The organism is Aeromonas sp. R4-3, from assembly GCF_040908275.1.
GTDB lineage: Bacteria > Pseudomonadota > Gammaproteobacteria > Enterobacterales > Aeromonadaceae > Aeromonas > Aeromonas rivipollensis.
This window is the reverse complement of the sequence record NZ_JBFODK010000021.1, coordinates 16,723-39,323: the sequence shown is the minus strand read 5'-3', so window position 1 is coordinate 39,323 and position 22,601 is coordinate 16,723. Positions and strand designations below refer to the sequence as shown.

Annotated in this window: 23 protein-coding genes and 1 pseudogene; 9 read left to right on the top strand and 15 right to left on the bottom strand. The window is 61.1% G+C overall.

Annotation, left to right across the window (positions count from 1 at the left end):
- Positions 1 to 4: 4 nt before the first annotated feature.
- On the bottom strand, positions 5 to 466 hold the full coding sequence (locus tag AB5Y91_RS04750; protein WP_025325657.1) for a chemotaxis protein CheX: 462 nt from the start codon (positions 464 to 466) through the stop codon (positions 5 to 7).
- On the bottom strand, positions 456 to 914 hold the full coding sequence (gene zur / locus AB5Y91_RS04745) for a zinc uptake transcriptional repressor Zur (RefSeq protein ID WP_368169199.1): 459 nt from the start codon (positions 912 to 914) through the stop codon (positions 456 to 458). Before zur ends, AB5Y91_RS04750 begins: the two co-directional genes overlap by 11 nt.
- 136 nt (positions 915 to 1,050) lie before the next feature.
- Here zur and dusA point away from each other — a divergent pair, with 136 nt between their 5' ends.
- On the top strand, positions 1,051 to 2,037 hold the full coding sequence (gene dusA / locus AB5Y91_RS04740; protein ID WP_368169198.1) for a tRNA dihydrouridine(20/20a) synthase DusA: 987 nt from the start codon (positions 1,051 to 1,053) through the stop codon (positions 2,035 to 2,037).
- Positions 2,038 to 2,039: 2 nt separating this feature from the next.
- Entirely contained in the window at positions 2,040 to 2,189 is a 150-nt protein-coding gene (locus tag AB5Y91_RS04735) for a hypothetical protein (RefSeq protein WP_106885023.1), read from the top strand.
- A gap of 74 nt (positions 2,190 to 2,263) precedes the next feature.
- Here the strand turns inward: AB5Y91_RS04735 and AB5Y91_RS04730 are convergent, their stop codons facing one another.
- Positions 2,264 to 2,689: a hypothetical protein gene (locus AB5Y91_RS04730; RefSeq protein ID WP_106887789.1), complete on the bottom strand. Its 426-nt coding sequence runs from the start codon at positions 2,687 to 2,689 to the stop codon at positions 2,264 to 2,266.
- A gap of 113 nt (positions 2,690 to 2,802) precedes the next feature.
- Complete coding sequence (gene hupA, locus AB5Y91_RS04725; RefSeq protein WP_005305063.1) at positions 2,803 to 3,075, bottom strand: nucleoid-associated protein HU-alpha; 273 nt, start codon at positions 3,073 to 3,075, stop codon at positions 2,803 to 2,805.
- A 338-nt stretch (positions 3,076 to 3,413) separates the two neighbouring features.
- On the opposite strand from hupA, the gene rsd reads away from it, so the two are divergent.
- Positions 3,414 to 3,887, top strand: a complete 474-nt coding sequence (rsd, locus tag AB5Y91_RS04720; RefSeq protein WP_106885024.1) for a sigma D regulator — start codon at positions 3,414 to 3,416, stop codon at positions 3,885 to 3,887.
- A gap of 110 nt (positions 3,888 to 3,997) precedes the next feature.
- Complete coding sequence (locus AB5Y91_RS04715) at positions 3,998 to 4,381, top strand: PilZ domain-containing protein (protein WP_106887790.1); 384 nt, start codon at positions 3,998 to 4,000, stop codon at positions 4,379 to 4,381.
- A 61-nt stretch (positions 4,382 to 4,442) separates the two neighbouring features.
- On the opposite strand, the gene radA is transcribed toward AB5Y91_RS04715, so the two are convergent.
- Positions 4,443 to 5,807, bottom strand: coding sequence for a DNA repair protein RadA (radA, locus tag AB5Y91_RS04710; protein WP_111912119.1), 1,365 nt, complete (start codon positions 5,805 to 5,807; stop codon positions 4,443 to 4,445).
- A gap of 100 nt (positions 5,808 to 5,907) precedes the next feature.
- Between radA and AB5Y91_RS04705 the strand changes: the two genes are divergently transcribed.
- Entirely contained in the window at positions 5,908 to 8,277 is a 2,370-nt protein-coding gene (locus AB5Y91_RS04705) for a PilZ domain-containing protein (protein ID WP_368169197.1), read from the top strand.
- Between the two features lie 84 nt (positions 8,278 to 8,361).
- Here the strand turns inward: AB5Y91_RS04705 and AB5Y91_RS04700 are convergent, their stop codons facing one another.
- Positions 8,362 to 9,267, bottom strand: a complete 906-nt coding sequence (locus AB5Y91_RS04700) for an alpha/beta fold hydrolase (protein WP_163135635.1) — start codon at positions 9,265 to 9,267, stop codon at positions 8,362 to 8,364.
- A 29-nt stretch (positions 9,268 to 9,296) separates the two neighbouring features.
- Positions 9,297 to 10,301, bottom strand: coding sequence for a phosphoserine phosphatase SerB (gene serB / locus AB5Y91_RS04695; protein ID WP_368169196.1), 1,005 nt, complete (start codon positions 10,299 to 10,301; stop codon positions 9,297 to 9,299).
- A gap of 127 nt (positions 10,302 to 10,428) precedes the next feature.
- On the opposite strand from serB, the gene AB5Y91_RS04690 reads away from it, so the two are divergent.
- From AB5Y91_RS04690 to AB5Y91_RS04680, 3 genes are all read left to right on the top strand, one after another.
- Positions 10,429 to 11,067: an AhpA/YtjB family protein gene (locus AB5Y91_RS04690; protein ID WP_106887793.1), complete on the top strand. Its 639-nt coding sequence runs from the start codon at positions 10,429 to 10,431 to the stop codon at positions 11,065 to 11,067.
- Positions 11,068 to 11,575: 508 nt separating this feature from the next.
- The gene (locus tag AB5Y91_RS04685) at positions 11,576 to 13,246 is read left to right on the top strand and encodes a DUF3300 domain-containing protein (protein ID WP_368169195.1); all 1,671 of its coding nucleotides are present in this window, start codon (positions 11,576 to 11,578) and stop codon (positions 13,244 to 13,246) included.
- Positions 13,246 to 14,187, top strand: coding sequence for a DUF2950 domain-containing protein (locus AB5Y91_RS04680; protein ID WP_368169194.1), 942 nt, complete (start codon positions 13,246 to 13,248; stop codon positions 14,185 to 14,187). Before AB5Y91_RS04685 ends, AB5Y91_RS04680 begins: the two co-directional genes overlap by 1 nt.
- 287 nt (positions 14,188 to 14,474) lie before the next feature.
- Here AB5Y91_RS04680 and deoD read toward each other — a convergent pair whose 3' ends face one another.
- From deoD to AB5Y91_RS04645, 7 genes are all read right to left on the bottom strand, one after another.
- A complete protein-coding gene (gene deoD / locus AB5Y91_RS04675; protein WP_111912111.1) occupies positions 14,475 to 15,191 on the bottom strand; it encodes a purine-nucleoside phosphorylase in 717 nt (238 codons plus the stop codon).
- Positions 15,192 to 15,267: 76 nt separating this feature from the next.
- The gene (locus AB5Y91_RS04670; protein WP_025325642.1) at positions 15,268 to 16,476 is read right to left on the bottom strand and encodes a phosphopentomutase; all 1,209 of its coding nucleotides are present in this window, start codon (positions 16,474 to 16,476) and stop codon (positions 15,268 to 15,270) included.
- Positions 16,477 to 16,490: 14 nt separating this feature from the next.
- Positions 16,491 to 17,822, bottom strand: a complete 1,332-nt coding sequence (gene deoA, locus AB5Y91_RS04665; protein ID WP_025325641.1) for a thymidine phosphorylase — start codon at positions 17,820 to 17,822, stop codon at positions 16,491 to 16,493.
- A gap of 83 nt (positions 17,823 to 17,905) precedes the next feature.
- Positions 17,906 to 18,679 (bottom strand): deoxyribose-phosphate aldolase, encoded by a 774-nt coding sequence (deoC, locus tag AB5Y91_RS04660; RefSeq protein ID WP_106885033.1) that lies wholly within the window; start codon positions 18,677 to 18,679, stop codon positions 17,906 to 17,908.
- A 390-nt stretch (positions 18,680 to 19,069) separates the two neighbouring features.
- Complete coding sequence (locus AB5Y91_RS04655) at positions 19,070 to 19,240, bottom strand: XapX domain-containing protein (RefSeq protein WP_005332215.1); 171 nt, start codon at positions 19,238 to 19,240, stop codon at positions 19,070 to 19,072.
- Positions 19,241 to 19,363: 123 nt separating this feature from the next.
- Entirely contained in the window at positions 19,364 to 20,638 is a 1,275-nt protein-coding gene (locus tag AB5Y91_RS04650) for a NupC/NupG family nucleoside CNT transporter (protein WP_106885034.1), read from the bottom strand.
- 209 nt (positions 20,639 to 20,847) lie between these two features.
- Positions 20,848 to 21,639: a TatD family hydrolase gene (locus AB5Y91_RS04645; protein ID WP_368169193.1), complete on the bottom strand. Its 792-nt coding sequence runs from the start codon at positions 21,637 to 21,639 to the stop codon at positions 20,848 to 20,850.
- Between the two features lie 40 nt (positions 21,640 to 21,679).
- On the opposite strand from AB5Y91_RS04645, the pseudogene tppF reads away from it, so the two are divergent.
- Positions 21,680 to 22,293: pseudogene (gene tppF / locus AB5Y91_RS04640) on the top strand (type IVa pilus pseudopilin TppF).
- On the opposite strand, the gene AB5Y91_RS04635 reads toward tppF, so the two are convergent.
- Entirely contained in the window at positions 22,262 to 22,444 is a 183-nt protein-coding gene (locus tag AB5Y91_RS04635) for a hypothetical protein (RefSeq protein ID WP_163135650.1), read from the bottom strand. The pseudogene tppF and the gene AB5Y91_RS04635 overlap by 32 nt on opposite strands.
- Positions 22,445 to 22,601 lie beyond the last annotated feature (157 nt).

Genomic DNA, 22,601 nt, shown 5'->3' with positions numbered 1-22,601 from the left:
GCGGTTACTCGAAGCAGATCTCTATGGTGGCACGGCCGTACTCTGAATCGAACGGCATCATGATCTTGGCACCGTCAGCCCTGTGGGTGATGGTGTGATTGGGGCCGGAGACTATGATGGGGGTCGCCATGTCGAACTCATAGCCCTTCTCCCCCAGCATGCGCTTGGCGCCGCCGGTCACCATGTTGGTGATCTCGCCCACCATGTCGGTCACCTCTTCGTTGATGGTGGCCGGTGCCTCCCCCAGCATGCGGCGCATGATCTCCAGCGCCAGCCCCTTCTCGAAGCTGATGGAGAGCGATCCCCGGGTCTGCGGACCCACCATGCCGATGAGGCCGGAGACATCCCCCCGTGCCAGCTCGTCCGTCTTGCGCTTGGGCGCGCCGGGTTTGAGCTCCAGCTGTGCCATGGTAGAGAGCACATTGAGCAGGGAGAGCAGGAACGGGTTTACAAAATCAGCCTTCATCTTCACTTCCTAGGGTGTCAGAGCAACGAGCACATTGACCATGGGCCTCTATGGTCTTGTTGGTAATAGTAAAACCATGCTGGTGAGCCTGCTCGGAAAAGGCGCTGTCGATGGCCGGATCGTGCAGCTCCACCACCTCCTTGCAGTGATCGCAGATCAGCAGCTGCATGGGGTGGGCATGGTCAAAGTGGCAGCAGAAGATGAAGGCGTTGAGCGACTCCACCTTGTGGGCGAACCCCTGCTCGAGCAGAAAGTCGAGCGCCCGGTAGACGGTGGGGGGTTTGGCATGTGCCTCGGTCTGCTGCAACTGGGCCAGCAGATCGTAGGCGCTGATGGCATTGCCATGGGCGGCAAGCAGCCGGAACACCTGGCGCCGGGTCGGGGTGAAACGGATCCCCCGCTGGTCGCAGAGACGTTCCGCTCGTTGTAGAAGTAGGTCTTGATTCATGATCACGCAGATACCCTGTCAATTAGCCGGATACTATCACAGGGCCCCCTGTGCGCGGCGACAAAATTCATTTTCTGAGGCCGTCTCACCTTGTGGTAGAATCCGGCCCCTTATTTTGCCAACCCGGATGATTTTTATGCAGGCGCAGCGCTTCTCCATCGCCCCCATGCTGGACTGGACCGATCGGCATTGCCGTTATTTCCACCGTCTGATGACCCGCCAGACACTGCTCTATACCGAGATGGTGACCACGGGCGCCATCATCCATGGCAAAGGGGACTATCTGGGTTACAGCGAGCAGGAACATCCCCTCGCCCTGCAGCTGGGTGGCAGCAATCCGGCGGACCTGGCCCGTTGTGCCAAGCTGGCCGAGGAGCGCGGCTATGACGAGATCAACCTCAACGTGGGTTGCCCCTCCGATCGCGTCCAGAACGGCCGTTTCGGCGCCTGTCTGATGGGGGAGCCCGCCCTGGTGGCCGACTGCGTCAAGGCGATGCGCGATGTGGTGGGCATTCCGGTGACAGTGAAGACCCGCATCGGCATCGATGATCAGGACTCCTACGAGTTCTTGCAGGCCTTCATCGAGCAGGTGCGCGATGCCGGCTGCGAGACCTTCATCGTCCACGCCCGCAAGGCCTGGCTGAGCGGCCTGAGCCCGAAAGAGAACCGCGAGATCCCGCCGCTGGACTACCCGCGCGTCTATCAGGTCAAGCGGGACTATCCCGAGCTGACCATAGCCCTCAACGGCGGGGTCAACTCCCTCGAACAGACCCTGGAGCACCTGCAGCAGGTGGACGGGGTCATGATGGGGCGCGAGGCGTACCAGAACCCCTATATCCTGGCCGAGGTCGACAGTCGGGTATTCGGTCTGGGGGGCGAGGTGCCGAGCCGCCACGAAGTGGTGCGCATGATGCTGCCCTACATGGAGCAGGAGCTGGCCAAGGGCAACTACCTCTCCCACATGACCCGTCACATGCTGGGCCTGTTCCAGAACATGCAGGGGGCCCGTGCCTGGCGCCGCCACCTGAGCGAGAACGCCTGCAAACCCGGGGCCGGCATCCAGGTGGTGCTGGACGCCATGGCCAAGGTGCCCGAATTCGCCCCGACCGAATCGGTGGAGTAAACATGTATCGCTTCACCGGTTCCTGGCTGCACAAGGCGCTGGTTCGCCTCTGTGCCGGCATGCTGGCCATCCTCGGCATCAAGCTCAGCGCCTTCTACCTGCTCGGGCTCCTGATAGTGCTCGGTCTGCACAGGGAGCAGTTGCTCGGCTGACCCCGTCGGCCCTCAGGCAAGAAAAAGCCGGAACAGCGATGTTCCGGCTTTTTTATCTGGATGGTGGCGCCCGCTCACTCCTCCAGCGCCACAAACTGCAATTCCGGAGGGGAAGAGGTCAGCACATCGGCGCAGTAATCCCAGGTCGAGATGCGATAGTGCTGCAAGTCCTCGTCCAGGTGCAGGCCATCGGACTCCTGATGGAACCAGCTGGCGAAGCGGGACGGCGTGATGAGCTGGATCTGCTCCTCGATGACGTGGCTGTCCCGCCCTTCCGCCAGATCGCAATCCTCCATCACCCTCACGGCGAAGATATGGCGGAAACTGACCCGGCACAGCGGCTGCGGCGGCAGATCTATGCTGCGGGCACGCCCCAACACAACCGTCAGATTGTCACTCCAGATATCCTGATGCAGTTCGGCCACAACCAGGCCGGGGGGAAGTTGGCGGGAGGGTGCCCAGGGCACGGCCACCTGCCGGATGGCATTCTTCTGTTCCATATCCACCTCACTACAGCGCATGCCATATTCTGAGTGTATCTGAAACAAATTTTAACGAAGATGGCAAGAAAAAACCCGGCAGGCGCCGGGTTTCATTTGATTACTTTACGCGATTACTTGACGGCGTCTTTCAGCGCCTTGCCTGCCACAAAGGACGGCACATTGGCGGCTGCAATCTGGATCTCTTTACCAGTTTGCGGGTTGCGACCGGTGCGGCCCGCGCGATGGTTGACCTTGAAGGTACCAAAACCCACCAACTGAACGGCATCGCCCTCTTTCAGGCTCTGGGTAATACCATTGATGATCTCTTCCAGAGCAACTTTGGCCTGAGCTTTGCTCAGGTCTGCTTTGGCGGCAATTGCATCGACAAGTTGAGCTTTGTTCATAACATTTCCTTTATGATCGGGCATTTAGCACCGGGCCACTCTATTCAAAAAAAAACACTCAGGCAAAGGCTTTATCAGCCGGATTGGCTTGAATGCTGGGGTTTTCATCAAGATCTGCGGAAATAGTCACATATCTCGCCCCTGCGTCCTCCTGACAAGCGACACGGGACCAGAAACCGACGGAGACTTGTATGCAAACCCCCGCCTGATGTAACAATATCCCCACACTCCTATTGACGGTCAACAGGATTTTCCCTAGTTATAGGAGTGTCGTCAGTCGCTGAGAATGACCGAAGGCCTGCAGCCATAGCGCTTCATGCCATGCCCATGGAGGGACTATGTTAACTGAACTGGAACAAACCAAGCGCGCGTTGGCAGGCAAGCACAGGGCAATCGATGACTGGCTGGATGCCAGGCAGGCATTGCTGGTCGAGTACATGCGACTGGCCGGGCTCATGCCCACCAAGTCCAAGCAACGCTCCCTTCCCGGTCATGTCGAACTGCAACGCTTCTGCGAGCAGCTGGTCGACTACGTCAGCGCCGGTCATTTCGAGATCTACAACCACGTGGTCACCGCCTTCGAGCAAGCCAGCGGTGACAAGCTGGAGCTGGCCAAACGCATCTATCCCCATATCCGTGCCTGCACCGAGTTTGCCCTGGAGTTCAACGACAAATACAGCAATGCCGACGAGGCCCAGCTGTTGCAGCTCGATGAGGATCTGAATCAGCTGGGTCCGGTGCTGGAGGACAGATTCAAGCAGGAGGACAGGCTGGTCAAGGCGCTTCAGGTGGTCGAATCCCTCAGCCGCTAGCGAGTCTGATGCTCAATATCGGAGCCAGTTCAACATCCTGATGCGCCGGCTAGATTACACTCTGGGCATGGATGGTTAGCACTGTGCTCGCACGCAGACCGGAGATGAACATGGCCGAGCGCCGCCACTTTACCCGAATCTTCTATTTGACCGCCGCCAAGCTGACGCAAGGGGTGCACCAGTGGCGAACCCAGCTGGTGGATGTCTCCCTGCAGGGCGCCCTGCTCATCAGGCCCGAGGATTGGGTCGGCAGCGACGACAAGGAGTACGAGATCTGCTTCATGCTGGGCGGCAGTGACATCGAGATCAAGATGCAGGTCGAGCTGACCCACGAGGCCAGCAAGAAGCTGGGCTTCTACTGCCACCACATCGACATCGACAGCGCCACTCACCTCAAGCGGATGATAGAACTGAACATAGGTGAGGAGCAGCTGCTGTATCGCGAGCTGGAGCAGTTGCTGCAAGAGCACAGGGAGCACAATCCCCCCTCCTGATCCGCCGTCATCAATGAAAAAGGAGCGTCATACGCTCCTTTTTTTGTGCTCTTTTACGCTGTTACAAGGCCTCGAGGGCATCGGACAGCTTCTTTACCGGTACCACTTCCATCCCCTCGATGGGGTGTTTGGGCGCGTTGGCATGAGGCACTATGGCGCGGCGGAAACCGTGCTTGGCCGCCTCCTGCAACCGCTCCTGGCCGGAGGGCACGGGCCGGATCTCCCCAGACAGCCCCACCTCGCCGAACACCACCAGATCCTTGGGCAGGGGCTGATCCCGGAAGCTGGAAACCATGGCCAGCAGCAGCGCCAGATCCGCACTGGTCTCCTCGACCTTGACCCCCCCGACCACGTTGATGAAGACGTCCTGATCCGCCATCTGCAAGCCACCGTGACGATGCAGCACCGCCAGCAGCATGGCGAGACGGTTGTGATCCATCCCCACCGCCACCCGGCGCGGATTGGAAACCTGGGAGTAGTCCACCAGCGCCTGCAACTCCACCAGCAGCGGGCGCGTCCCCTCCCAGATCACCATGACGATGGAGCCGGGGGCCTGCTCGTCACCACGGCTCAGGAAGATGGCGGAGGGGTTGCTCACCTCCTTCATCCCCTGCCCCGTCATAGCGAAAACGCCAAGCTCGTTGACCGCACCGAAGCGGTTCTTGTGAGAGCGCAGGGTGCGAAAGCGCGAGTCGTGGGCACCATCCAGCAGCACGGAGCAGTCGACACAGTGCTCCAGCACCTTGGGTCCGGCCAGGGTGCCGTCCTTGGTGACATGGCCCACCATGAAGATGGCGACATGATTCTGCTTGGCGTAGCGGGTGAGCAGGGCCGCAGATTCGCGCACCTGGGAGACGGAGCCGGGGGATGACTGCACATCCGCCACATGCATCACCTGGATGGAGTCGATGACCATGATCTGCGGCTGCTCCTGCTGGGCAATGATGCAGATCTGCTCCACGCTGGTTTCCGACAGCATCCGCAGCTTGTCGGTAGGCAAGCCCAGCCGACTGGCTCGCATCGCCACCTGTTGCAGGGACTCCTCCCCCGTCACATACAGGGTCTTCATCCGCTGCGCCAGACCGCACATGGTCTGCAGCAGCAGGGTCGACTTGCCCGCCCCCGGGTTGCCGCCGATGAGGATGGCCGAGCCCGGCACCACACCGCCGCCGAGCACCCGATCCAGCTCCTTGAAGCCCGAGCTGAAGCGGGGGATCTCTGTGGTCGCAACTTCGGCCAGGGTCTGCACCTGGCTGCCGACGGCGCCGGCATAACCTGTGTAGCGGGCACTCTTGCCGGGGGTAGTGACGCCCAGCCGGACCTCGGTGATGGTGTTCCACTCCTTGCACTCGCTGCACTGACCTTGCCAGCGGGTGAAGTCGGCGCCACATTCGGAACAAACATAGGCGGTTTTGTTTTTGGCCATGGATAACTCGGGGACAGGATGAATTCCTGCTTGATATACTGGTTTGCGACCGGCAGATCAAACCCAGAATCGGAAAAGTGACTTTCCGCGGCAGGAATACATGGATTCAGAACAACCACTACACCTGATTGAACAACTTGTCCCCCTGCTCCGGGAAAAGGACTTCGACGAGATCTTCAACCGCCTGACCCAGAACGAGAATACCAACGGCCGCTTCCTGCTGAAGATGGAACTGAAGCGCAAGTGCACCTCCTGTCGGCGCGTGATCGACATGCGCAACGAGCTGGGGGCCCTCTGCCAGGTACACGAGTTTGAAGGGGTGACCCACTTCATGCCCGCCGAGGCCGTCGAGCAGTTCCAGTCCCAGTGCTATCTCTACCGGGACAGCTACACGCTCGGGGTCTACGAGGCGCTGCAAGCCTGGTACAAGCTCAATCAGGGGCGCAGCGAGAGCCTCTCCCTGCCCGTCAGCCCGTTCAGCCCCTTCGATGTCAACGCCATCCCCTTCGCCAGCCACTACGGTCGGCAGGAGGAGCGGATGCACTTCAGCTCCCCCATGGTGCTCAGGCTGGCGAACGGGGAGAAGCTGCTGGCCAAGAGCTCGGATCTCTCCCTCGGCGGGATCCGGGTCTCGGTTCCCTATCTGCCCGACTACCAGACCGGCGATCACATCGAGGTCTTCTTCACCGGACTGGAGCGCGAGAACCCCCTCCCCATACTGCACCAGCCGATCAGCTACCAGATCCTGGGGCAGGAGCAGAAAGAGGGGAAATTCTGGCTGCGGCTGGTGAAGAGCGGCGAGCATCCCGCCTTCGACGAATTCCTGCGCGACTTCATCGAGCGCAACCGCAGTCGCTATCGGGTCAGCGTCGACTACCTGCTGTCGGCCGCCATCATCAAGGGATACGAGCAGTTCTACCTGCCGCGCATGACCGGCATGCCGCTCTACTTCGGTCGGGGCGACACCCCAAGCCTCGAGATCGCCCTGCGCACCGAGAACAACCAGCACATCCTCGAGTACTGGCGCGACGCCAAGAACCGCGACATGCTCGCCAGCCTCTTCACGGCGGCGCGCATGCCCTCCCTGTTGCCAGCCAAAGGGGGACTGCGCGAGACCCTGATCTACAGCTTCACCCACTCGGTGCGCAGTCACCTCTACTTCTTCTCCGCCACCCGCGAAGAGTTGCAGCAGAGCGGCCTGGCCGCCCTCTTCTTCCAGGTCGGGGCCCGTCGCCCCAGCTGGCGCGTCTACAAGTTCAGCCTGGAGGCCTGCACCCTGAGCGAAGCCGACCTCGACAGCCAGCAGGGAGAGTCACACCAGTTGCAGGACATGCTGCTGCGCGAGCGCCTCGGCCAGATAGGCTATGTCGGCCTGCTGCAGGAGATAGGGCTGGACCACCAGCGCAGCGAATTCCACTACGACAGCCAGCAGCCCAATGCCAACGCCTTGCAACGCTTCGGCCACGACACCCAGGCGGCCCCCTTCGAGATAGAGACGCTGCACTATGTGCAACTGCGCAAGGAGGCCCGCTACGTTCACAAGACGGCGATAGTGCTCAGGCACAAGGACCGCGCCTGGATCGGCTGGACCCGTGACATCTCGGCCCATGGCATGCAGATCGAGCTGGAGGAGGCATTCGAGGGGGAGAAGGGGGAAACAGTCACTATCGCCCTGCCCAGATTGCAGGAGCTCGCCAAGACCATGGACTTGCAGCGCCTGCCCTACCGGCTGGTCAGCCTCAATTTGAGCCGTACCGTGCTGCATCTGTGCATCGAAGGCACGGCGGAGCGCCACATAGGCCATCAGTTCTTCAGCCTGCTGATCGAGAGCAACCAGAACAAGCTCAAGACCACCCGGGAGCACAAGCGCTACCGCGGCATGGCACGGGCGCTGCGCAACCTCTATACCCACCACCTGTTCAACTCGCCGGTCTATGTCAACAAGCTCAAGGCGGCGGCAAGACCTGCCGCCGTGGGCATGGCACCCCGACCGCGCAGCCTCTCCCGCCTGTTGCAGGCCTGCGCCGGGCAGGAGAAGCAGCTGAACCTCTACCCCCTGTTCCAGGGGGCCCTGCTCAAGACGGTGCTGCTCAACCCCTTGCGCACCATGGCGCGGGAAGACAAGCCTGAGGAGGAAGAGGTCTACATCGCCAGCCTGCACTCCCAGGGCGGGGCTCCCCTGTTTCGCAGCCACCTGGCCAGCAGCTTTTCCTCGCCGGAGGCGAAGCGCCGCTTCATCGAGCTGGCCCTGCAGCAGGGCGAGTTCTATTCGGTGCTGGTCGGCATCTCCCGCACCGGTCGCCCCGACACCAGCTTCATCGCGGGCGAGCTGGACTACATCGCCAAGTTCGCCATTCACAAGGCCAAGCAGCTGGAAGAGGAGCTGTGGAGCGTGGTGGGGGTCGGTGAGCTGACCGATACCACAGAGGCCACCCTGTTCCGGCTCGGCATCAAGCCCACGGCGAAGTAGCCCAGAGAGGCCAGCCCCTGGTGCCCTCAGCCGTCAGTATCAGGGGCAGGTGGCGGGCAGATGGCTGCCCGTTTCAGCGAGCGCTCAGGCCGCCTGGGGGTTGAGCAGCCAGGCGAGGATCTCGGGGAAGTGATCCTCCTGGGCCTGGGGCGCCGTCAGCATGTTGATGTGATCATAATCGAGCCGGTTGCCGTTATCCCGGCCGAGGCGGGTGTGGCGGGTCGCCGACCCCATCTCGGCACTGAAGCGGCGCACGTCTGTGGGGTGCCCCAGCACCTTGTCCGCCTTGGCCGAGATCATCCAGAGCGGCGGCCAGCTCACCCTGGCGGCGGCCTCGTCATAGGCAAAGCCGTCGTGGGGATCCTGCCAGGGCCCGCATTTCACCCAGGGAATGGTCTCCTGCAGGTAACGCAAGGGCTCATCATCGGCTCCTATCTTCAACTTGCGGGCTGCCAGAAAACCCTGGCGGCGCGCCAGCCAGGGCGCCAGCCGGTTCCAGATCAGGTCCACCTTCAGCCAGCGCTCGGGGCTCTGCACCGAGACCCCCCGTTTGGTGCCGAAGAACACCAGGCTCGCTATCTGATCCGCCAGCTCGGGGAAGCGCACCAGGGTCGAGGCCATGATGACCCCGCCCCAGGAGTGGGCCATCCAGTGCACCCTGGCCGCGGGATGGCGCGCCGCCACCCAGTGCTGCAGCGCGGGCAGATCCTCGGTGATCAACTCATGCTGGCCGTGGCCGGCACGCTCGGCGATGGCTGGCGTGCTCTGGCCTCGGCCACGCAGATCGGCCACGTACACCTGATAGCCGTGTCTGGCCAGAAAACAGGCCAGCCCCTTGCCGGATTCGGTGTAGAAGATACGCCCGTTCTCGATGGCGCCGTGCACCATCAGGATGGGATCGGCATGGATGGCGACACCGGGCTGGATATGGCGCACATGGAGCCGATGTTCGCCACAGGGGACAAACAGGGATTGTTGCAACAGTTCCATCTTGTTCTCTGCTCCTCCTTGAGCGGGTTTCAACTCCAGCGCCTGTCGCGGCAGGCGAGCGCGCCGAGCAGGCAGAGCACCCCTTCCAGATCATGATGATTGAGGGTGGCGGCCGCCTGGGCCCGCACCAATGGTTTGGCGTGAATGGCGATGCCGAGCCCTGCCACCCCCATCATCTTGAGATCGTTGGCGCCATCGCCGACCGCCACCGTCTGGGTAGCGGGGATCCCATGCTCCCGCGCCAATTGCAGCAGCGCCTCGGCCTTGGCGGTGGCATCCACTATGGGACCGCTCACCTGGCCGGTCAGCACGCCCTCCTCCACCGCCAGCTCGTTGGCAAAGATGGCGTCCAGCCCCAGCGCCTGCTGCAGTTCGCCGGCGAAACGGGTAAAGCCGCCGGAGGCGATCGCCACTGTCCAGCCCGCCTGCTTGAGGGTGTCGACCATCAGCTGCAAGCCGGGCATCCAGGGCATGGCGGCCGCCACCTCATCGAGGATGGTGACAGGGGCGCCCTTCAGCAGGGCGACCCGGCTGCGCAGGCTGTCGGCAAACTCCAGCTTGCCCTGCATGGCCGCCGCCGTCACGGCCGCCACCTGCTCACCCACACCCGCCAGGCGGGCTATCTCGTCGATGCACTCGATCTGGATCGCGGTGGAATCCATGTCCATCACCAGCAGCCCGGGTGCCCCCAGGGTGGGCAAGGTGTCGAGATGGCAGGCATCTATGTCCCACTCCTGCCCCTTGAGGGCCAGCACCAGCTCGGGGGAGAAACGGCTAGCGCCGAGCAGCAGCAGGGGCACACCGGCCTGCTCCCCCACAGGATAGAGGCTGGCCTCGACCTTATGGTCTGCCAGCAGCGTCGCCACTTGTGTCAGGTGGCGGGCACCTAGCGCCTTGCCAAACAGCACCAACCAGGCGCCGTCATGGGCACTGGCCGCGGGCAGCAGGGCTTCGGGGGTGAGTTGCCAGCAGGGAGCACCGCACAGAGCCTGGGACCAGTCGTGCGGGGAGCGGGGGAGTTGGGACAACAACATAAGAGAGACGCCTTCCTTGGAGATCATGGGGTTCATCATGCGGGCCCAGAGTAGCGTATTGCTTTTTGTACAGGCAAGCGCCAAGATCCCGCCACCATTGTCCATTCCCCCCAAGAGGCTCAGCGCTGTGCGTCATCTCCCCATCAAACGTGTTATCAGCCTGGCAGCGGGGATCCTGCTCGGTCTCTGGGTGCTGGTGCTGATGATCCACATGCAGGGAGCAAGCCAGGCCGCATTGCACAGCGCGGCGCGGGATAGGGCCCAGGCGCTGGTCGCCTACGCCGCCCGGGACATGCGGCGCTGGATCAAGGAGGACAAGGAGAGCGAGCTGGAGCGCCTGGCACAGGATCTGGCCGCCGAGCCCGACATCCTCGACGTCACCCTCTACGACGCCCGCGGCATCCCCCTAGCACAGTCGGATCAGGCCGTTCCCCTCGAGAACCTGTTGCCCATCGGCACCGACAACAAGTCACTGCCGGAGCAGGGCAAGGGGCGCACCCAGTTCGTGCAGGAGATCCAGGAGGGAAACCTGACCCTGGGCTACCTGAGGATCACCCTGGAGGAGCAACGGCTGCTCGCCGCGCAGGATACCCATCTCAAGGTGAGTCAGGAGAAACAGCGACTGATGCTGCTGGTGATGCTGCTGGCTGGCCTGCTCATCTCCTACGGGGTGCGCCGCAACTACATGCGGGTCCGCAAGCACAAGAAGAGAGCTGTGCAGAGCCAGGCCTCCGCCGACAACGCCCCGCCGCCCGGCATCGAATAAGGCGCCGTTCGCGAAACGCCTTGCTCTTGTTATTACCCCCAGCGGTTCGAGTAGCTGATCGAGCAGAGTTTCGAGTAGCTTGGTTCCGCCGTCGTCGCTGAAGCGCTCGTTGACCAAGTGGCGATCCACGATCACTTCATGCCGCAGTTCCTTGACCAGCCTGTCCAGCCATTTGCGCTGCATCCGCAGTCCCATTGTGCTGCGCCTAGATCCTCTCCATCCCCAAGTGCATTGATTGAATCTCTAGCGCCACCGAAGGCGGTATCCCATAGTCCTTCACTTCTCAGGTTTGTCCATCTGATTTTGGTCACGTTAAGGTGTTCAGGGGTAGCTTGGGACAGGAGCAAACGAATTTTTCACGCCTTTCCAGCCGGTTTTGGGTGTGATCTCGATTAGTGGTTTATGTTTTCGGTATGAAACGCCCGCATTGAATGCATTGAGATACAACATGTGTGGAAATCATCAGGCAAGAGGCGCATCAGCCACTCCAGCAGAAGGAAGCAAGATCATGAAGCAACCCCTATTTCGCCGTAGCGCGTTGGCGGCCGTGATCGCCCTCAGCACGGTATTGGCGGCATGCAAAGAGGAGCCCCCCCTCGTCGCGCAAAGCGTCCAGCCCAGCGCGGCCGCCAGCACAGCCAGCGCTGCGGTCGCACCGCAAGCGCAGCCTCAACCGATTAACACACAAGCATCGAAATATACCCCAGAGGCGCTCGAGACCCTGCTTGCGCCCGTAGCCCTTTACCCTGATGCGGTATTGGCTCAGGTGCTGGCCAGCGCCACCAATCCGCAAGAGGTGCTCGATGCCGGCAACTGGCTGGTCGCCCACCCCGATCTCAAGGGGAAAGAGCTGACCGCCGCCATTGCGCCGCTGGGCTTTACGCCGCCCACCATGTCGCTGATGCACTTCCCAACCGTCATGGACATGATGTGCCTGAAGATGGAGTGGACGACTGAGCTGGGCAGCGCCTTCCTGGCCGATGAACCGGGCGTGCTGGCAGCCGTTCAGCGCCTGCGTCAACAGGCGATGGAGGTGGGCAACCTGAAAGACTCGGAACAAATGAAAGTGGCCAAGGATGAGCAGAACAATCAGCAGATCGTCACCATTGCGCCTGCCAACCCTGACGTCGTTTACGTCCCGCAATACGACCCAACCGCCGTCTATAGCCCGCCAGCTGCCGGGCCGACCTCAGCACCGGTGACCACAGCAACCACGACAACGACCGTGCCTGCGGCAACGACCACGACAGTGGTAGAAAATGATGATGACGAGGATGAGTACGACCGCGGTGATATGGTCGTGACGGGCTTGCTCGCCTTTGGTGCGGGCATGTTGGTCAACGAGGTCTTCAACGACGATGATGATGAGGGCGATTATTATTACCCGCGGTGGGGATCCGATTATCCCGGCGGTTACGCTCCCTATCGTTATAACCCCAACTATGGCAATGGTTTTCGTCCCGCCAATGGCTACAACCGTCCGGCCAACTATCAGCGGGGATCCAACAACAATATTTATATCAATGCCAAGGGGAACGATTACTTCAACAAGTTTGAGCGCGGCCCCAATAACTACCTGCGCCAAGCCGACAGCCCCATCACAGCGGCGCGCCCCCAGCGTGCAGAGCTGGCTACCCTGGAGCCACGCTCGCTGAATAACGAGGCAGGGGGCCGACGAGATGCCACACCTAAGGGGACTTATGCGGGGGCCAATCGCCAACCTAAAAACGAATACGCCGGCGCACCACGCGCAGTCAATGAGGTGAACAGGGAGGCTCGCGCAACAGCGCCGAAGGGGAGCTATGCGGGAGCCAACCGCCAGCCAAAAAGCGAAACTGCCAAGGCAACACGCGACGCTAGACAGGTGAGCAGGGAGGCGAATGTGGCTCAACGCACGCCGCGCCAGGGCAACTACGCAGGAGACAAGGTCAAGCGGCAGCAAATCACTCCACAGACAGCTGGGGCGCGTGATCGCGGCTATGTCCAGCCACGAGCTACCCACAGCAAGAGCGCAACACAGACGGCGACACGCAGGGCACCAGCAGCCTCAAAGAGTGCCTTCCAAGGGGTGCAGAATTCGGGCAGAACCGAGCGCGCCGCCAGCCATCGTGGGCGTGAAAGTGTGGCTAGTAGCGCGCATGCCGGGCGCAACACTCAACCCAGACGGAGTACGCGATAATGAAGCGTTTGTTGAAATGGAGTTGGGCCCCCTCATGGGGGTTGGCCCTGCTGGCCCTGACCGCTGCCTGCGACGCAAGCGCCATGGCACAACGCACCTTCGCCACCCCGGATGAGGCGGTGCAGGCCCTGATCACGGCCCTGGAGCGGAACGATGTCACCGCACTGACGCTGTTGCTCGGCGAAAATAGTGAGGAGGCCATCACCTCGGGGGATGAGGTGGCCGATGCCAATGATCGCACCGCCTTCGTCGCGAGCTTCAAGAACAAGCACCAACTGGTGGCCGAAGGTAAGGATAAAATGATCCTGGTCGTGGGGGAGTCGGATTGGCCACTGCCCATCCCCCTCGTGGCCGCAGATGGCAAGTGGTATCTCGATGGCGCCGCAGGTGCCAAAGAGATCGCCTATCGCCGCATCGGTCGGAATGAGTTGGGGGCGATTGCGGTGTGCCGCGGCTTTATCGACGCGCAGATAGAGTACGCCGCCATGGGGCATGATGGTCAAACCGCGGGACTCTTTGCGGCCAAACTACGCAGTGATGCAGGACAACAAAATGGACTCTATTGGCCTGTGGGCGAGGGTGATCCAGCAAGCCCGGCCGGAGAGGAGGTCGTCAGTGCAGCCGCAGAGGGCTACAAGGCCGTGGTCGGTCAACGCACACCCTATCATGGCTACTACTACCGTATCCTGTATGCCCAAGGAGCTGCGGCCAATGGGGGGAGTAAAGAGTACTTTGTCGACGGGCTGTTAAGAGACGGTGTCGCCCTGATCGCCTGGCCGGCCGATTATGCCAACAGTGGGGTGATGACCTTCATGGTGAATCATGAGGGGCGGGTTTATCAAAAGGATCTGGGGGCAGACACAGCAACTGCCGTTGAGGCGATCCAGCTGTTCGATCCCGATGAGAGCTGGTCGCTGGTGGTTAGCGAAGAGGGTGATTAGGGCTCTTTATCTACCATCGAATCTTGGCGAATAGCATGGGCCCAGAGCGGCGTGATTGAGATCAGAGGAGGTGATGCGGGGCCAACCGCCCCTCGCTGGCCCACGCTATGTTCGGCATCAGAATGAAGATCAGCTGAGTCAGGATATGCATTGGTTTCATGGTACTGATCTCGCGGTGCGCAACCAGAAAGGATAGACGGCACACCCGGCCCTCCGGGCTGACTCCCCAAATGAAGCATAAAAAAACGGCGACCCGAGGTCGCCGTTTTGCATGATGTGAATGGGGATTACTTGTCACCCAGCAGGACGGAGTCCAGCGCGATTTCGATCATGTCGTTGAAGGTCAGCTGACGCTCTTCGGAGGTGGTCTGCTCGCCGGTACGGATATGGTCGGAGACGGTGCAGATGGTCAGTGCCTTGGCACCGTACTCTGCGGCCACGCCGTAGATGCCGGCGGCTTCCATCTCGACACCCAGGATGCCGTATTTTTCCATGACGTCGAACATGGAGGGGTCCGGGGTATAGAACAGGTCGGCGGAGAAGATGTTACCCACGCGCACTGGAGTGCCCTTGTTCTTGGCGGCTTGCACGGCATTGGCAACCAGATCGAAGTCGGCGATGGCGGCGAAGTCGTGATCCTTGAAGCGCAGACGGTTGACCTTGGAGTCGGTGCAGGCACCCATGCCGATCACCACGTCACGCAGTTTGACGTCTTCACGCACGGCGCCGCAGGAGCCTACGCGGATCAGGGTCTTCACGCCGTAGTCGGTGATCAGCTCTTTGGCATAGATGGAACAGGACGGGATGCCCATGCCGTGGCCCATGACGGAGATGCGACGGCCCTTGTAGGTACCGGTAAACCCGAGCATGCTGCGCACGTCACACACCTGCTCGACGTTCTCCAGGAAGGTCTCGGCGATGTACTTGGCACGCAGGGGGTCGCCCGGCATCAGCACTGTGTCAGCAAAGGCGCCATCTTTTGCATTGATATGAGGAGTTGCCATTCTCTTGATTCCTTCACACTAGGTTGAGTTTTATTGTTTTTAAAATTGCCCGCCGCCGAAGTGGCGGGCGGGTCAGTTACAGGAAACTGGTACCGTATTGCAGCTTGGGCAGACCGTGGTAGGCCGCTATGCTCTGGCCGATGTCGGCGAAGGTCTCGCGACGGCCGACGGAACCGGCCTTGACCGGCTTGCCGTAGAAGAGCACAGGGATGTATTCACGGGTGTGGTCAGTGCCGCTCCAGGTCGGATCGCAGCCGTGGTCGGCGGTCAGCACCACCACATCGCCATCTTGCAGTATCTCGAACAGCTCCGGCAGACGGGAGTCGAAATACTCCAGCGCATCGGCGTAGCCCTTGACGTCACGGCGGTGGCCGTAGGAGGAGTCGAAGTCCACGAAGTTGGTGAAGACGATGGTGTTGTCACCGGCGGCCTTCACCTCTTCCAGGGTTCTGTCCCACAGCTCGGTCAGGCCTGTGCCCTTCACCTGCTTGGTGATGCCCTGCTGGGCATAGATGTCGGCAATCTTGCCGATGGAGACCACCTGGCCACCCGCATCCTTCATGTAGTCCAGCACGGTCGGCGCCGGCGGCAGCACCGAGTAGTCGTGACGGTTGCCGGTGCGCTTGAAATTGCCCTTGCCGCTGCCCACGAACGGACGCGCGATGACGCGGCCTATGTTGTAGGGCTCCAGCAGCTCGCGCACTATGTGGCACAGCTCGTAGAGCTTCTCGAGGCCGTAGGTCTCTTCGTGGCAGGCGATCTGGAACACTGAGTCGGCAGAGGTGTAGAGGATCGGCTTGCCGGTCCGCATATGCTCTTCGCCCAGATCGTCAAGCACCTGGGTGCCGGAGGCGTGGCAGTTGCCGAGGTAACCCGGCAGACCCGCCTTCTCGACGATGGCGTCCAGCAGCTCCTGGGGGAAGCTGTTGTGGTGATCGTGGAAGTAGCCCCACTCGAACAGCACGGGCACACCGGCGATCTCCCAGTGACCGGACGGGGTGTCCTTGCCGGAGGAGAGCTCCTGGGCAAAGCCATAGGCACCGACTACCTCGATATCTTTCTTCAAGCCTGCCGGGAAGTAGCCGGAAGCCTGCTCCCCTGCGTGGCCCAGGCCCAGCTTGTTGAGGTTGGGCAGGTTGAGGGCACCACGGCCTTCAATCTCACCGGCGGCGCAGGCCTTGGCGATATGGCCAAGGGTGTTGGCGCCCACATCTCCGAACTTCTCGGCATCGGCGGCAGCGCCAATACCGAAGGAGTCCATCATCAGAATAAAGGTACGTTTCATGGGTCTTCCCCTTGTTACAAATCGGCCAGACCGATGCGACGATAAACCTCGGGCAGTGCCTCTGGTCGGGTGTCACCGATCTTGACGGCTGCCTGCACCATGCGGGCGGCCTCGGCAAATTGAGCTTCTGTCTGAGCGTGGATCAGCGCGAGCGGCTTGTCAGCCTCGACGCTCTGCCCCAGGCGGATAAAGTCGGTCAGACCGACCGCATAATCGAGTTTGTCCCCGGCGGCGCGGCGACCACCGCCCATGGCGACCACGGCCAGGCCCAGTTCGCGGGTATCCATGGCGGTCACGAAACCGCTCTGCGCCGCATACACGGGGCGCACTATGCCGGCCTTGGGCAGATAAGCGTCGTAACGCTCCATGAAGTCCGCCGGACCACCGAGGCCGGTCACCATGCGACCGAAGATCTCGGCGGCCTTGCCGTTGTCCAGCACCGCTTGCAGCTTGGCACGGGCGTCTTGCTCGTCGCTCGCAAGCTTGGCGGAGATCAGCATCTCGGCACAGAGCGCCATGGTCACTTCGTGGATGCGCGGGTTGCGATATTCACCGGTCAGGTAGCGTACCGCCTCGCGCACTTCTACCGCGTTGCCGGCGCTGGAGGCCAGCACCTGGTTCATGTCGGTCAGCAGCGCAGAGGTACGGCAACCGGCACCGTTGGCTACGGCCACTATGCTCTTGGCCAGTTCTTCGGAGGCTTCGAAGGTCGGCATGAAGGCTCCTGAGCCCACTTTCACATCCATCACCAACGCTTCGAGCCCGGAGGCGAGCTTTTTGGAGAGGATGGAGCCGGTGATCATGGCGATGGATTCGACGGTGGCCGTGATGTCCCGTACCGCATAGATACGCTTGTCGGCCGGGGCCAGATCGCCGGTCTGGCCTATGATGGCCACGCCCGCCTCTTTCACCACCTTCAGGAAGCGATCGTTGTCGACCGAGGTCTGGTAGCCGGGAATGGCGTCCAGCTTGTCCAGGGTGCCGCCGGTGTGGCCCAGACCACGGCCGGAGATCATGGGCACGAAGCCGCCGCAAGCGGCGACCATGGGGCCCAGCATCAGGGAGACCACATCACCCACGCCACCGGTGGAGTGCTTGTCGACTATGGGGCCACCCAGGTTCAGGTGATCCCAGGTCAGCACCATGCCGGAGTCGCGCATGGCGCAGGTCAGGGCGACCCGCTCATCCATGGTCATGTCCTTGAAGTAGACCGCCATGGCCAGGGCCGCGATCTGCCCTTCGCCTATGCTGTTGTTGGTAATGCCCTGGACGAAGAATTGAATCTCTTGGGTACTGAGCGCTTCACCGTTGCGCTTCTTGCGAATAATTTCTTGAGGCAAAAACATCTTTCATTCCCTCCGTGCGCCTTGCACGAACACAGACCGAACAGGATCCGAAGAGGGGGCGGCAGGCCGCCCCCTGTCACCGCTTAGTAACCGCTGGTATTGGCCGGCTTGTCGCCGTGGCCCAGGGTCGCCAGCAGGCTGGCCAGCAGGCTGGAGGCACCGAAGCGGAAGGTGCGCGGAGAGACCCAGTCCTTGCCCAGTATCTCTTCGGCCATGGCCAGGTACTGACCGGCAACGGCTGCGTCTTTCACGCCACCAGCAGGCTTGAAGCCCACCTTCGGGTTCTTGGCCTTGATCACTTCCATCATGATGCGGGCCGCTTCCGGGGTCGCATTGACCGGCACCTTGCCGGTGGAGGTCTTGATGAAGTCGGCACCGGCATCGATGGAGATCTCGGAGGCACGACGGATCAGCGCCTCTTCTTTCAACTCACCGGTCTCGATGATCACCTTCAGCAGCGCCTTGTCACCACAGGCTTCCTTACAAGCTTTGACCAGGCTGAAGCCGACCTGTTCATTGCCGGCCATGAAGGCGCGGTAGGGGAACACCACGTCCACTTCATCGGCACCGTAGGCGACGGCGGCGCGGGTCTCGGCCACGGCGATCTCGATGTCGTCGTTGCCGTGAGGGAAGTTGGTCACGGTGGCGATGCGCACGTCGGCGGCGCCGATCTCACGCAGGGTCTTGCGAGCAATAGGGATGAAACGGGGATAGATGCAGACGGCGGCGGTGAGGCCGGCCGGAGACTTGGCCTTGCGGCACAGGTCGATGACCTTCTGATCGGTGTCGTCATCGTTCAGGGTGGTCAGGTCCATCAGGTTCAGGGCGCGTTGGGCGGCCAGTTTCAGATCAGTCATGCTATGTCTCCAAAGTCTCGATAAGTCCCCTCAGCCGCGATCTGCCGCCACCGAACACACAGGATCGGCAAACGAAGATCCCAGGCGAAAGGGATATGGAATTACAGCGCAAATGCACAGGCAATACGGCTGCAAATAAGGCAAGAGCCCTGTCACTTTCTTACAAAAGTGCGGACTTGGTTCCATGAAGACTTGAGAAAGGCCGACAACCGCAGACCCGACTTCCCAATCAATTCCATTTGACCGCCAACACCCACCTCATGTGGGCATTAGTCAATGCCAGCACCCTGCTGGCATCGCCTATTTCAGCCGAGATACCCCGTGTTTGCAAGCCGGATTTGCCAATTTCAGAGGTACCTCACACCCGGCAAATCCAGCACTGGAAGGTGCTTAAGAGAAGAAGCGGGTCAGGATCCAGGAGTAGGCAATCCCCCCCAGATAGACCCCCACAATCCCCATTACCCCGGACAGTACGGGAGGTGCCGGGATCGGCAACTTGAGGAAAGAAAACAACACGCCAACGATAAAGCCGGCAGCAATCGCCAGTAGCACTTCATTCATAAAACCTCCGATTTGACTCATTTTATTATTAGTCTAGAAAGGAAAACGGTTGTCACCGCTCCAAACGAGAACGCCACAGCTTTTCGCTGTGGCGCTCGTTTTAACTTGTCTGTCAGACAAGCATTACATGGCTGTCAGTGCCAGGAAGAAGCCTGCGATGGTGGCAGACATCAGGTTGGACAGAGAGCCGGCCAGCACGGCCTTCAGGCCGAAGCGCGCTATGGTGCCGCGACGGTTCGGTGCCATGGAGCCCAGACCACCCAGCAGGATGGCAACGGAGGACAGGTTGGCGAAACCGCACAGGGCGAAGGAGATGATGGCCTTGGTGTGATCGGACATGGCCACGCCGTTGATCAGCACTTCATCCTTCAGGTAGGGCGCGAAGTTCAGGTAAGCCACGAACTCGTTCACCACCAGCTTCTGACCGATGAAGGAACCGGCCACCACGGCTTCGCTCCAGGGCACACCGATCAGGAAGGCCAGCGGGGAGAACAGCCAGCCCAGCAGCAGCTCCAGGGAGAGCTCAGGCATGCCGAACCAGCCACCCACGCCGGAGAAGATGCCGTTGATCATGGCGATGAGGCCGATGAAGGCCAGCAGCATGGCACCCACGTTCAGGGCCAGTTGCAGACCGGCGGAGGCACCGGCAGCGGCGGCGTCGATCACGTTGGCCGGCTTGTCGTCCAGCTCGCCATCGGCGGAGTTCTCGTCGTAGCTCGGGGTCTCGGTTTCCGGTACCAGCAGCTTGGCGAACAGCAGACCACCCGGGGCAGCCATGAAGGAGGCGGCGATCAGGTATTCCATCTTGACGCCCATGGAGGCGTAACCGGCCAGCACGGAGCCGGCAACGGAGGCCAGGCCACCACACATGACGGCGAACAGCTCGGAGTCGGTCATCTTGGAGATGAAGGGACGCACCACCAGCGGGGCTTCAGTCTGGCCGACGAAGATGTTGGCAGTGGCAGACAGGGATTCGGTACGGGAGGTACCCAGCACCTTCTGCAGACCACCACCCAGCAGCTTGATCACCCACTGCATGATGCCGAGGTAATAAAGAACCGCGATCAGGGAAGAGAAGAAGATGATGACGGGCAGTACACGGAAGGCGAAGATGAAACCACCGCCACCGAACACTTCGAACATCTTGTTGCTGACCAGACCACCGAACAGGAATTCGATACCGTTCTGACCATAACCGATGACGCTGGAGACGGCATCGGACACGCTCACCAGAATATCCCGACCAACCGGGACATACAGCACGAAGGCACCCAGACCGGCCTGAATTGCGAAGGCACCACCCACGGTGCGGATTTTGATTGCCTTGCGATTGCTGGAGAACAGCACCGCGATAAGGATGAGCGTCGCCATCCCTACCAGACCCATTATCAGATTCATTATTAACACTTCCTCTTTAGTAGCACCTGCCAGCTTGTTAACGTTTTGTGTATTAAAGCCGCTAATCAAGGGTGCGCATTATACTAATTACGGTGCGACAAAATAGAATACTGGTCACATTTTATAAGCCTGAAATGGGCTGAACGTCGTTTAATTAGACCGCAAACGATTTTTATGGGTCCTGTTTTTTATCACACCGGCATCGAGCGTTAATTAGTTGTTAAATTCGTGGTCGACCGCGGGAAAAGCCGCAGAGTGGATTCATGTAACACCGAAATAACATCCGCCAGCGGCTGCTGCCGTAATTGCGCCAACAGCCGGGCTATGGTCGGCAGGCTGGCTGGGGTGTTGATCTCTCCCTGGCGCCCCTGTAGCGGCATGTCGGGGGCGTCGGTTTCCAGCAGCAGGGCCTCCAGTGGCATGGCACGGATCGCCTCCCGGGTCTTGTTGGCCCGCTCATAGCTGATGACCCCTCCTATTCCCAGCCTGAAACCCAGCTGCCAGAACGCCTCGGCCTGATGCAGGGAGCCGCTGAAGGCGTGGATCACGCCCCCCCTCGCCGGTTTGAAGCGCCGCAGGATCTTGGCAACAGTGTCGTTGGCCCGCACCGAGTGGACTATGAGGGGCAGGTCATGGGCCATGGCCAACCTCACTTGCGCCTCGAACAGCTCAAGCTGCCCCTCCTGGGGCACCTGGGTGCGCAAGTCCAGCCCGCATTCGCCGATGGCCACCAGCCCCCGGGGCTTGCCCGCCAGCAGGGCCTCCAGCCTTGTCAGCGCCCCCTCCGTCTGGGCCCCCACATACCAGGGATGCACCCCCAGACCATAACGAATGTCATGATGACGCTCGGCCAGCGCCATCACCCGTCCCCAGTTTTCCTCTCCCACGGCGGGGATGATATACTCGCCCACCCCCAGCTGGCGCCACTGGGCCAGCAATGCCTCCCGATCGGTATCGAAGACCGGAAAATCGAGGTGGCAGTGGGTATCTATCAGTTCCATGTCGCGCTTACCTGTTCGTCGTACTCAATGGGTTGATTCCATGCCAAAACACCTTTCCCACGGCTTTACCCTGCTAGAACTGGTGCTGGTCATCGTGGTGCTGGCCATACTGGCTGTCACCGCCCTGCCCGCTTCATCAACATCCAGGACGATGCGCTCAAGAGCAGCGTCTCGGCGACCGCGGGCAGTTTTGCCAGCGCCGTGCAACTCGCCCATGCGGGCTGGGCGGTCAAGGTGAAGGGAGAGCCGCTGGCACTCTATAACTTTAGCGGCATGGGCAAGCAGGATCTCGACATCAACAGCCACGGCTGGCCGGTGGGCACCAAGGAGGATCAGGGTGGTCAACTCCCTGATGCAATCTTCCCCGGTGGCGACAGCGATCAGATCTCCGTCAGCAGCCGGGATGACTGCGAGAGCCTGTTCGGCGCCCTTCTCGATACCGATCTGACGGCGGCCGATGAACGTCATAAAGATTCAAAGAGTGACTACATTTCCCGGCTCATCCCGGTAGACGGGCAGGCTGATGGCAAGCTTCGCCACGACAACTGCCGCTATACCCTGCGCGACTCCATCGGCCGCTTCCCCGCTTATCCGGACGGGTTGGGATTTGAGTACAACAGCGTTAACGGGGCCGTGACGCGCAATTTTGATTGAGTGGCGAGGCATCGCCCTCCGACGTCGGCTCCTCCTGCTCGTCTTCGTCATAACGCACCGGCGCGCAGCAGCGCCGGTTCTCGGGCACCAGTCCCCACTCCTGGCACCAGGCATCGTAGCGAGCCAGCCAACGCAGCAACACGCCTTTCATAAGACCCCTCCTTGCCTGCTTCACTCTCCTGACACCGCCTGCCCCGGGGCACCTCACCGGGCCAATGCCATGGATCGGCGGCATCCAAACCTTCGGCCAAACGTATATATCTCAGGCTCCCAACCTCTTGGCCAGCCGCTGGCAGCCATAAAAAAAC

Excerpts from the sequence above, each read along its gene's own strand:
- AB5Y91_RS04750 (WP_025325657.1), bottom strand. The coding sequence starts at position 466 with ATGAAGGCTGATTTTGTAAACCCGTTCCTGCTCTCCCTGCTCAATGTG.
- zur (WP_368169199.1), bottom strand. The coding sequence starts at position 914 with ATGAATCAAGACCTACTTCTACAACGAGCGGAACGTCTCTGCGACCAG.
- dusA (WP_368169198.1), top strand. The coding sequence starts at position 1,051 with ATGCAGGCGCAGCGCTTCTCCATCGCCCCCATGCTGGACTGGACCGAT.
- AB5Y91_RS04735 (WP_106885023.1), top strand. The coding sequence starts at position 2,040 with ATGTATCGCTTCACCGGTTCCTGGCTGCACAAGGCGCTGGTTCGCCTC.
- AB5Y91_RS04730 (WP_106887789.1), bottom strand. The coding sequence starts at position 2,689 with ATGGAACAGAAGAATGCCATCCGGCAGGTGGCCGTGCCCTGGGCACCC.
- hupA (WP_005305063.1), bottom strand. The coding sequence starts at position 3,075 with ATGAACAAAGCTCAACTTGTCGATGCAATTGCCGCCAAAGCAGACCTG.
- rsd (WP_106885024.1), top strand. The coding sequence starts at position 3,414 with ATGTTAACTGAACTGGAACAAACCAAGCGCGCGTTGGCAGGCAAGCAC.
- AB5Y91_RS04715 (WP_106887790.1), top strand. The coding sequence starts at position 3,998 with ATGGCCGAGCGCCGCCACTTTACCCGAATCTTCTATTTGACCGCCGCC.
- radA (WP_111912119.1), bottom strand. The coding sequence starts at position 5,807 with ATGGCCAAAAACAAAACCGCCTATGTTTGTTCCGAATGTGGCGCCGAC.
- AB5Y91_RS04705 (WP_368169197.1), top strand. The coding sequence starts at position 5,908 with ATGGATTCAGAACAACCACTACACCTGATTGAACAACTTGTCCCCCTG.
- AB5Y91_RS04700 (WP_163135635.1), bottom strand. The coding sequence starts at position 9,267 with ATGGAACTGTTGCAACAATCCCTGTTTGTCCCCTGTGGCGAACATCGG.
- serB (WP_368169196.1), bottom strand. The coding sequence starts at position 10,301 with ATGTTGTTGTCCCAACTCCCCCGCTCCCCGCACGACTGGTCCCAGGCT.
- AB5Y91_RS04685 (WP_368169195.1), top strand. The coding sequence starts at position 11,576 with ATGAAGCAACCCCTATTTCGCCGTAGCGCGTTGGCGGCCGTGATCGCC.
- AB5Y91_RS04680 (WP_368169194.1), top strand. The coding sequence starts at position 13,246 with ATGAAGCGTTTGTTGAAATGGAGTTGGGCCCCCTCATGGGGGTTGGCC.
- deoD (WP_111912111.1), bottom strand. The coding sequence starts at position 15,191 with ATGGCAACTCCTCATATCAATGCAAAAGATGGCGCCTTTGCTGACACA.
- AB5Y91_RS04670 (WP_025325642.1), bottom strand. The coding sequence starts at position 16,476 with ATGAAACGTACCTTTATTCTGATGATGGACTCCTTCGGTATTGGCGCT.
- deoA (WP_025325641.1), bottom strand. The coding sequence starts at position 17,822 with ATGTTTTTGCCTCAAGAAATTATTCGCAAGAAGCGCAACGGTGAAGCG.
- deoC (WP_106885033.1), bottom strand. The coding sequence starts at position 18,679 with ATGACTGATCTGAAACTGGCCGCCCAACGCGCCCTGAACCTGATGGAC.
- AB5Y91_RS04655 (WP_005332215.1), bottom strand. The coding sequence starts at position 19,240 with ATGAATGAAGTGCTACTGGCGATTGCTGCCGGCTTTATCGTTGGCGTG.
- AB5Y91_RS04650 (WP_106885034.1), bottom strand. The coding sequence starts at position 20,638 with ATGAATCTGATAATGGGTCTGGTAGGGATGGCGACGCTCATCCTTATC.
- AB5Y91_RS04645 (WP_368169193.1), bottom strand. The coding sequence starts at position 21,639 with ATGGAACTGATAGATACCCACTGCCACCTCGATTTTCCGGTCTTCGAT.
- AB5Y91_RS04635 (WP_163135650.1), bottom strand. The coding sequence starts at position 22,444 with ATGAAAGGCGTGTTGCTGCGTTGGCTGGCTCGCTACGATGCCTGGTGC.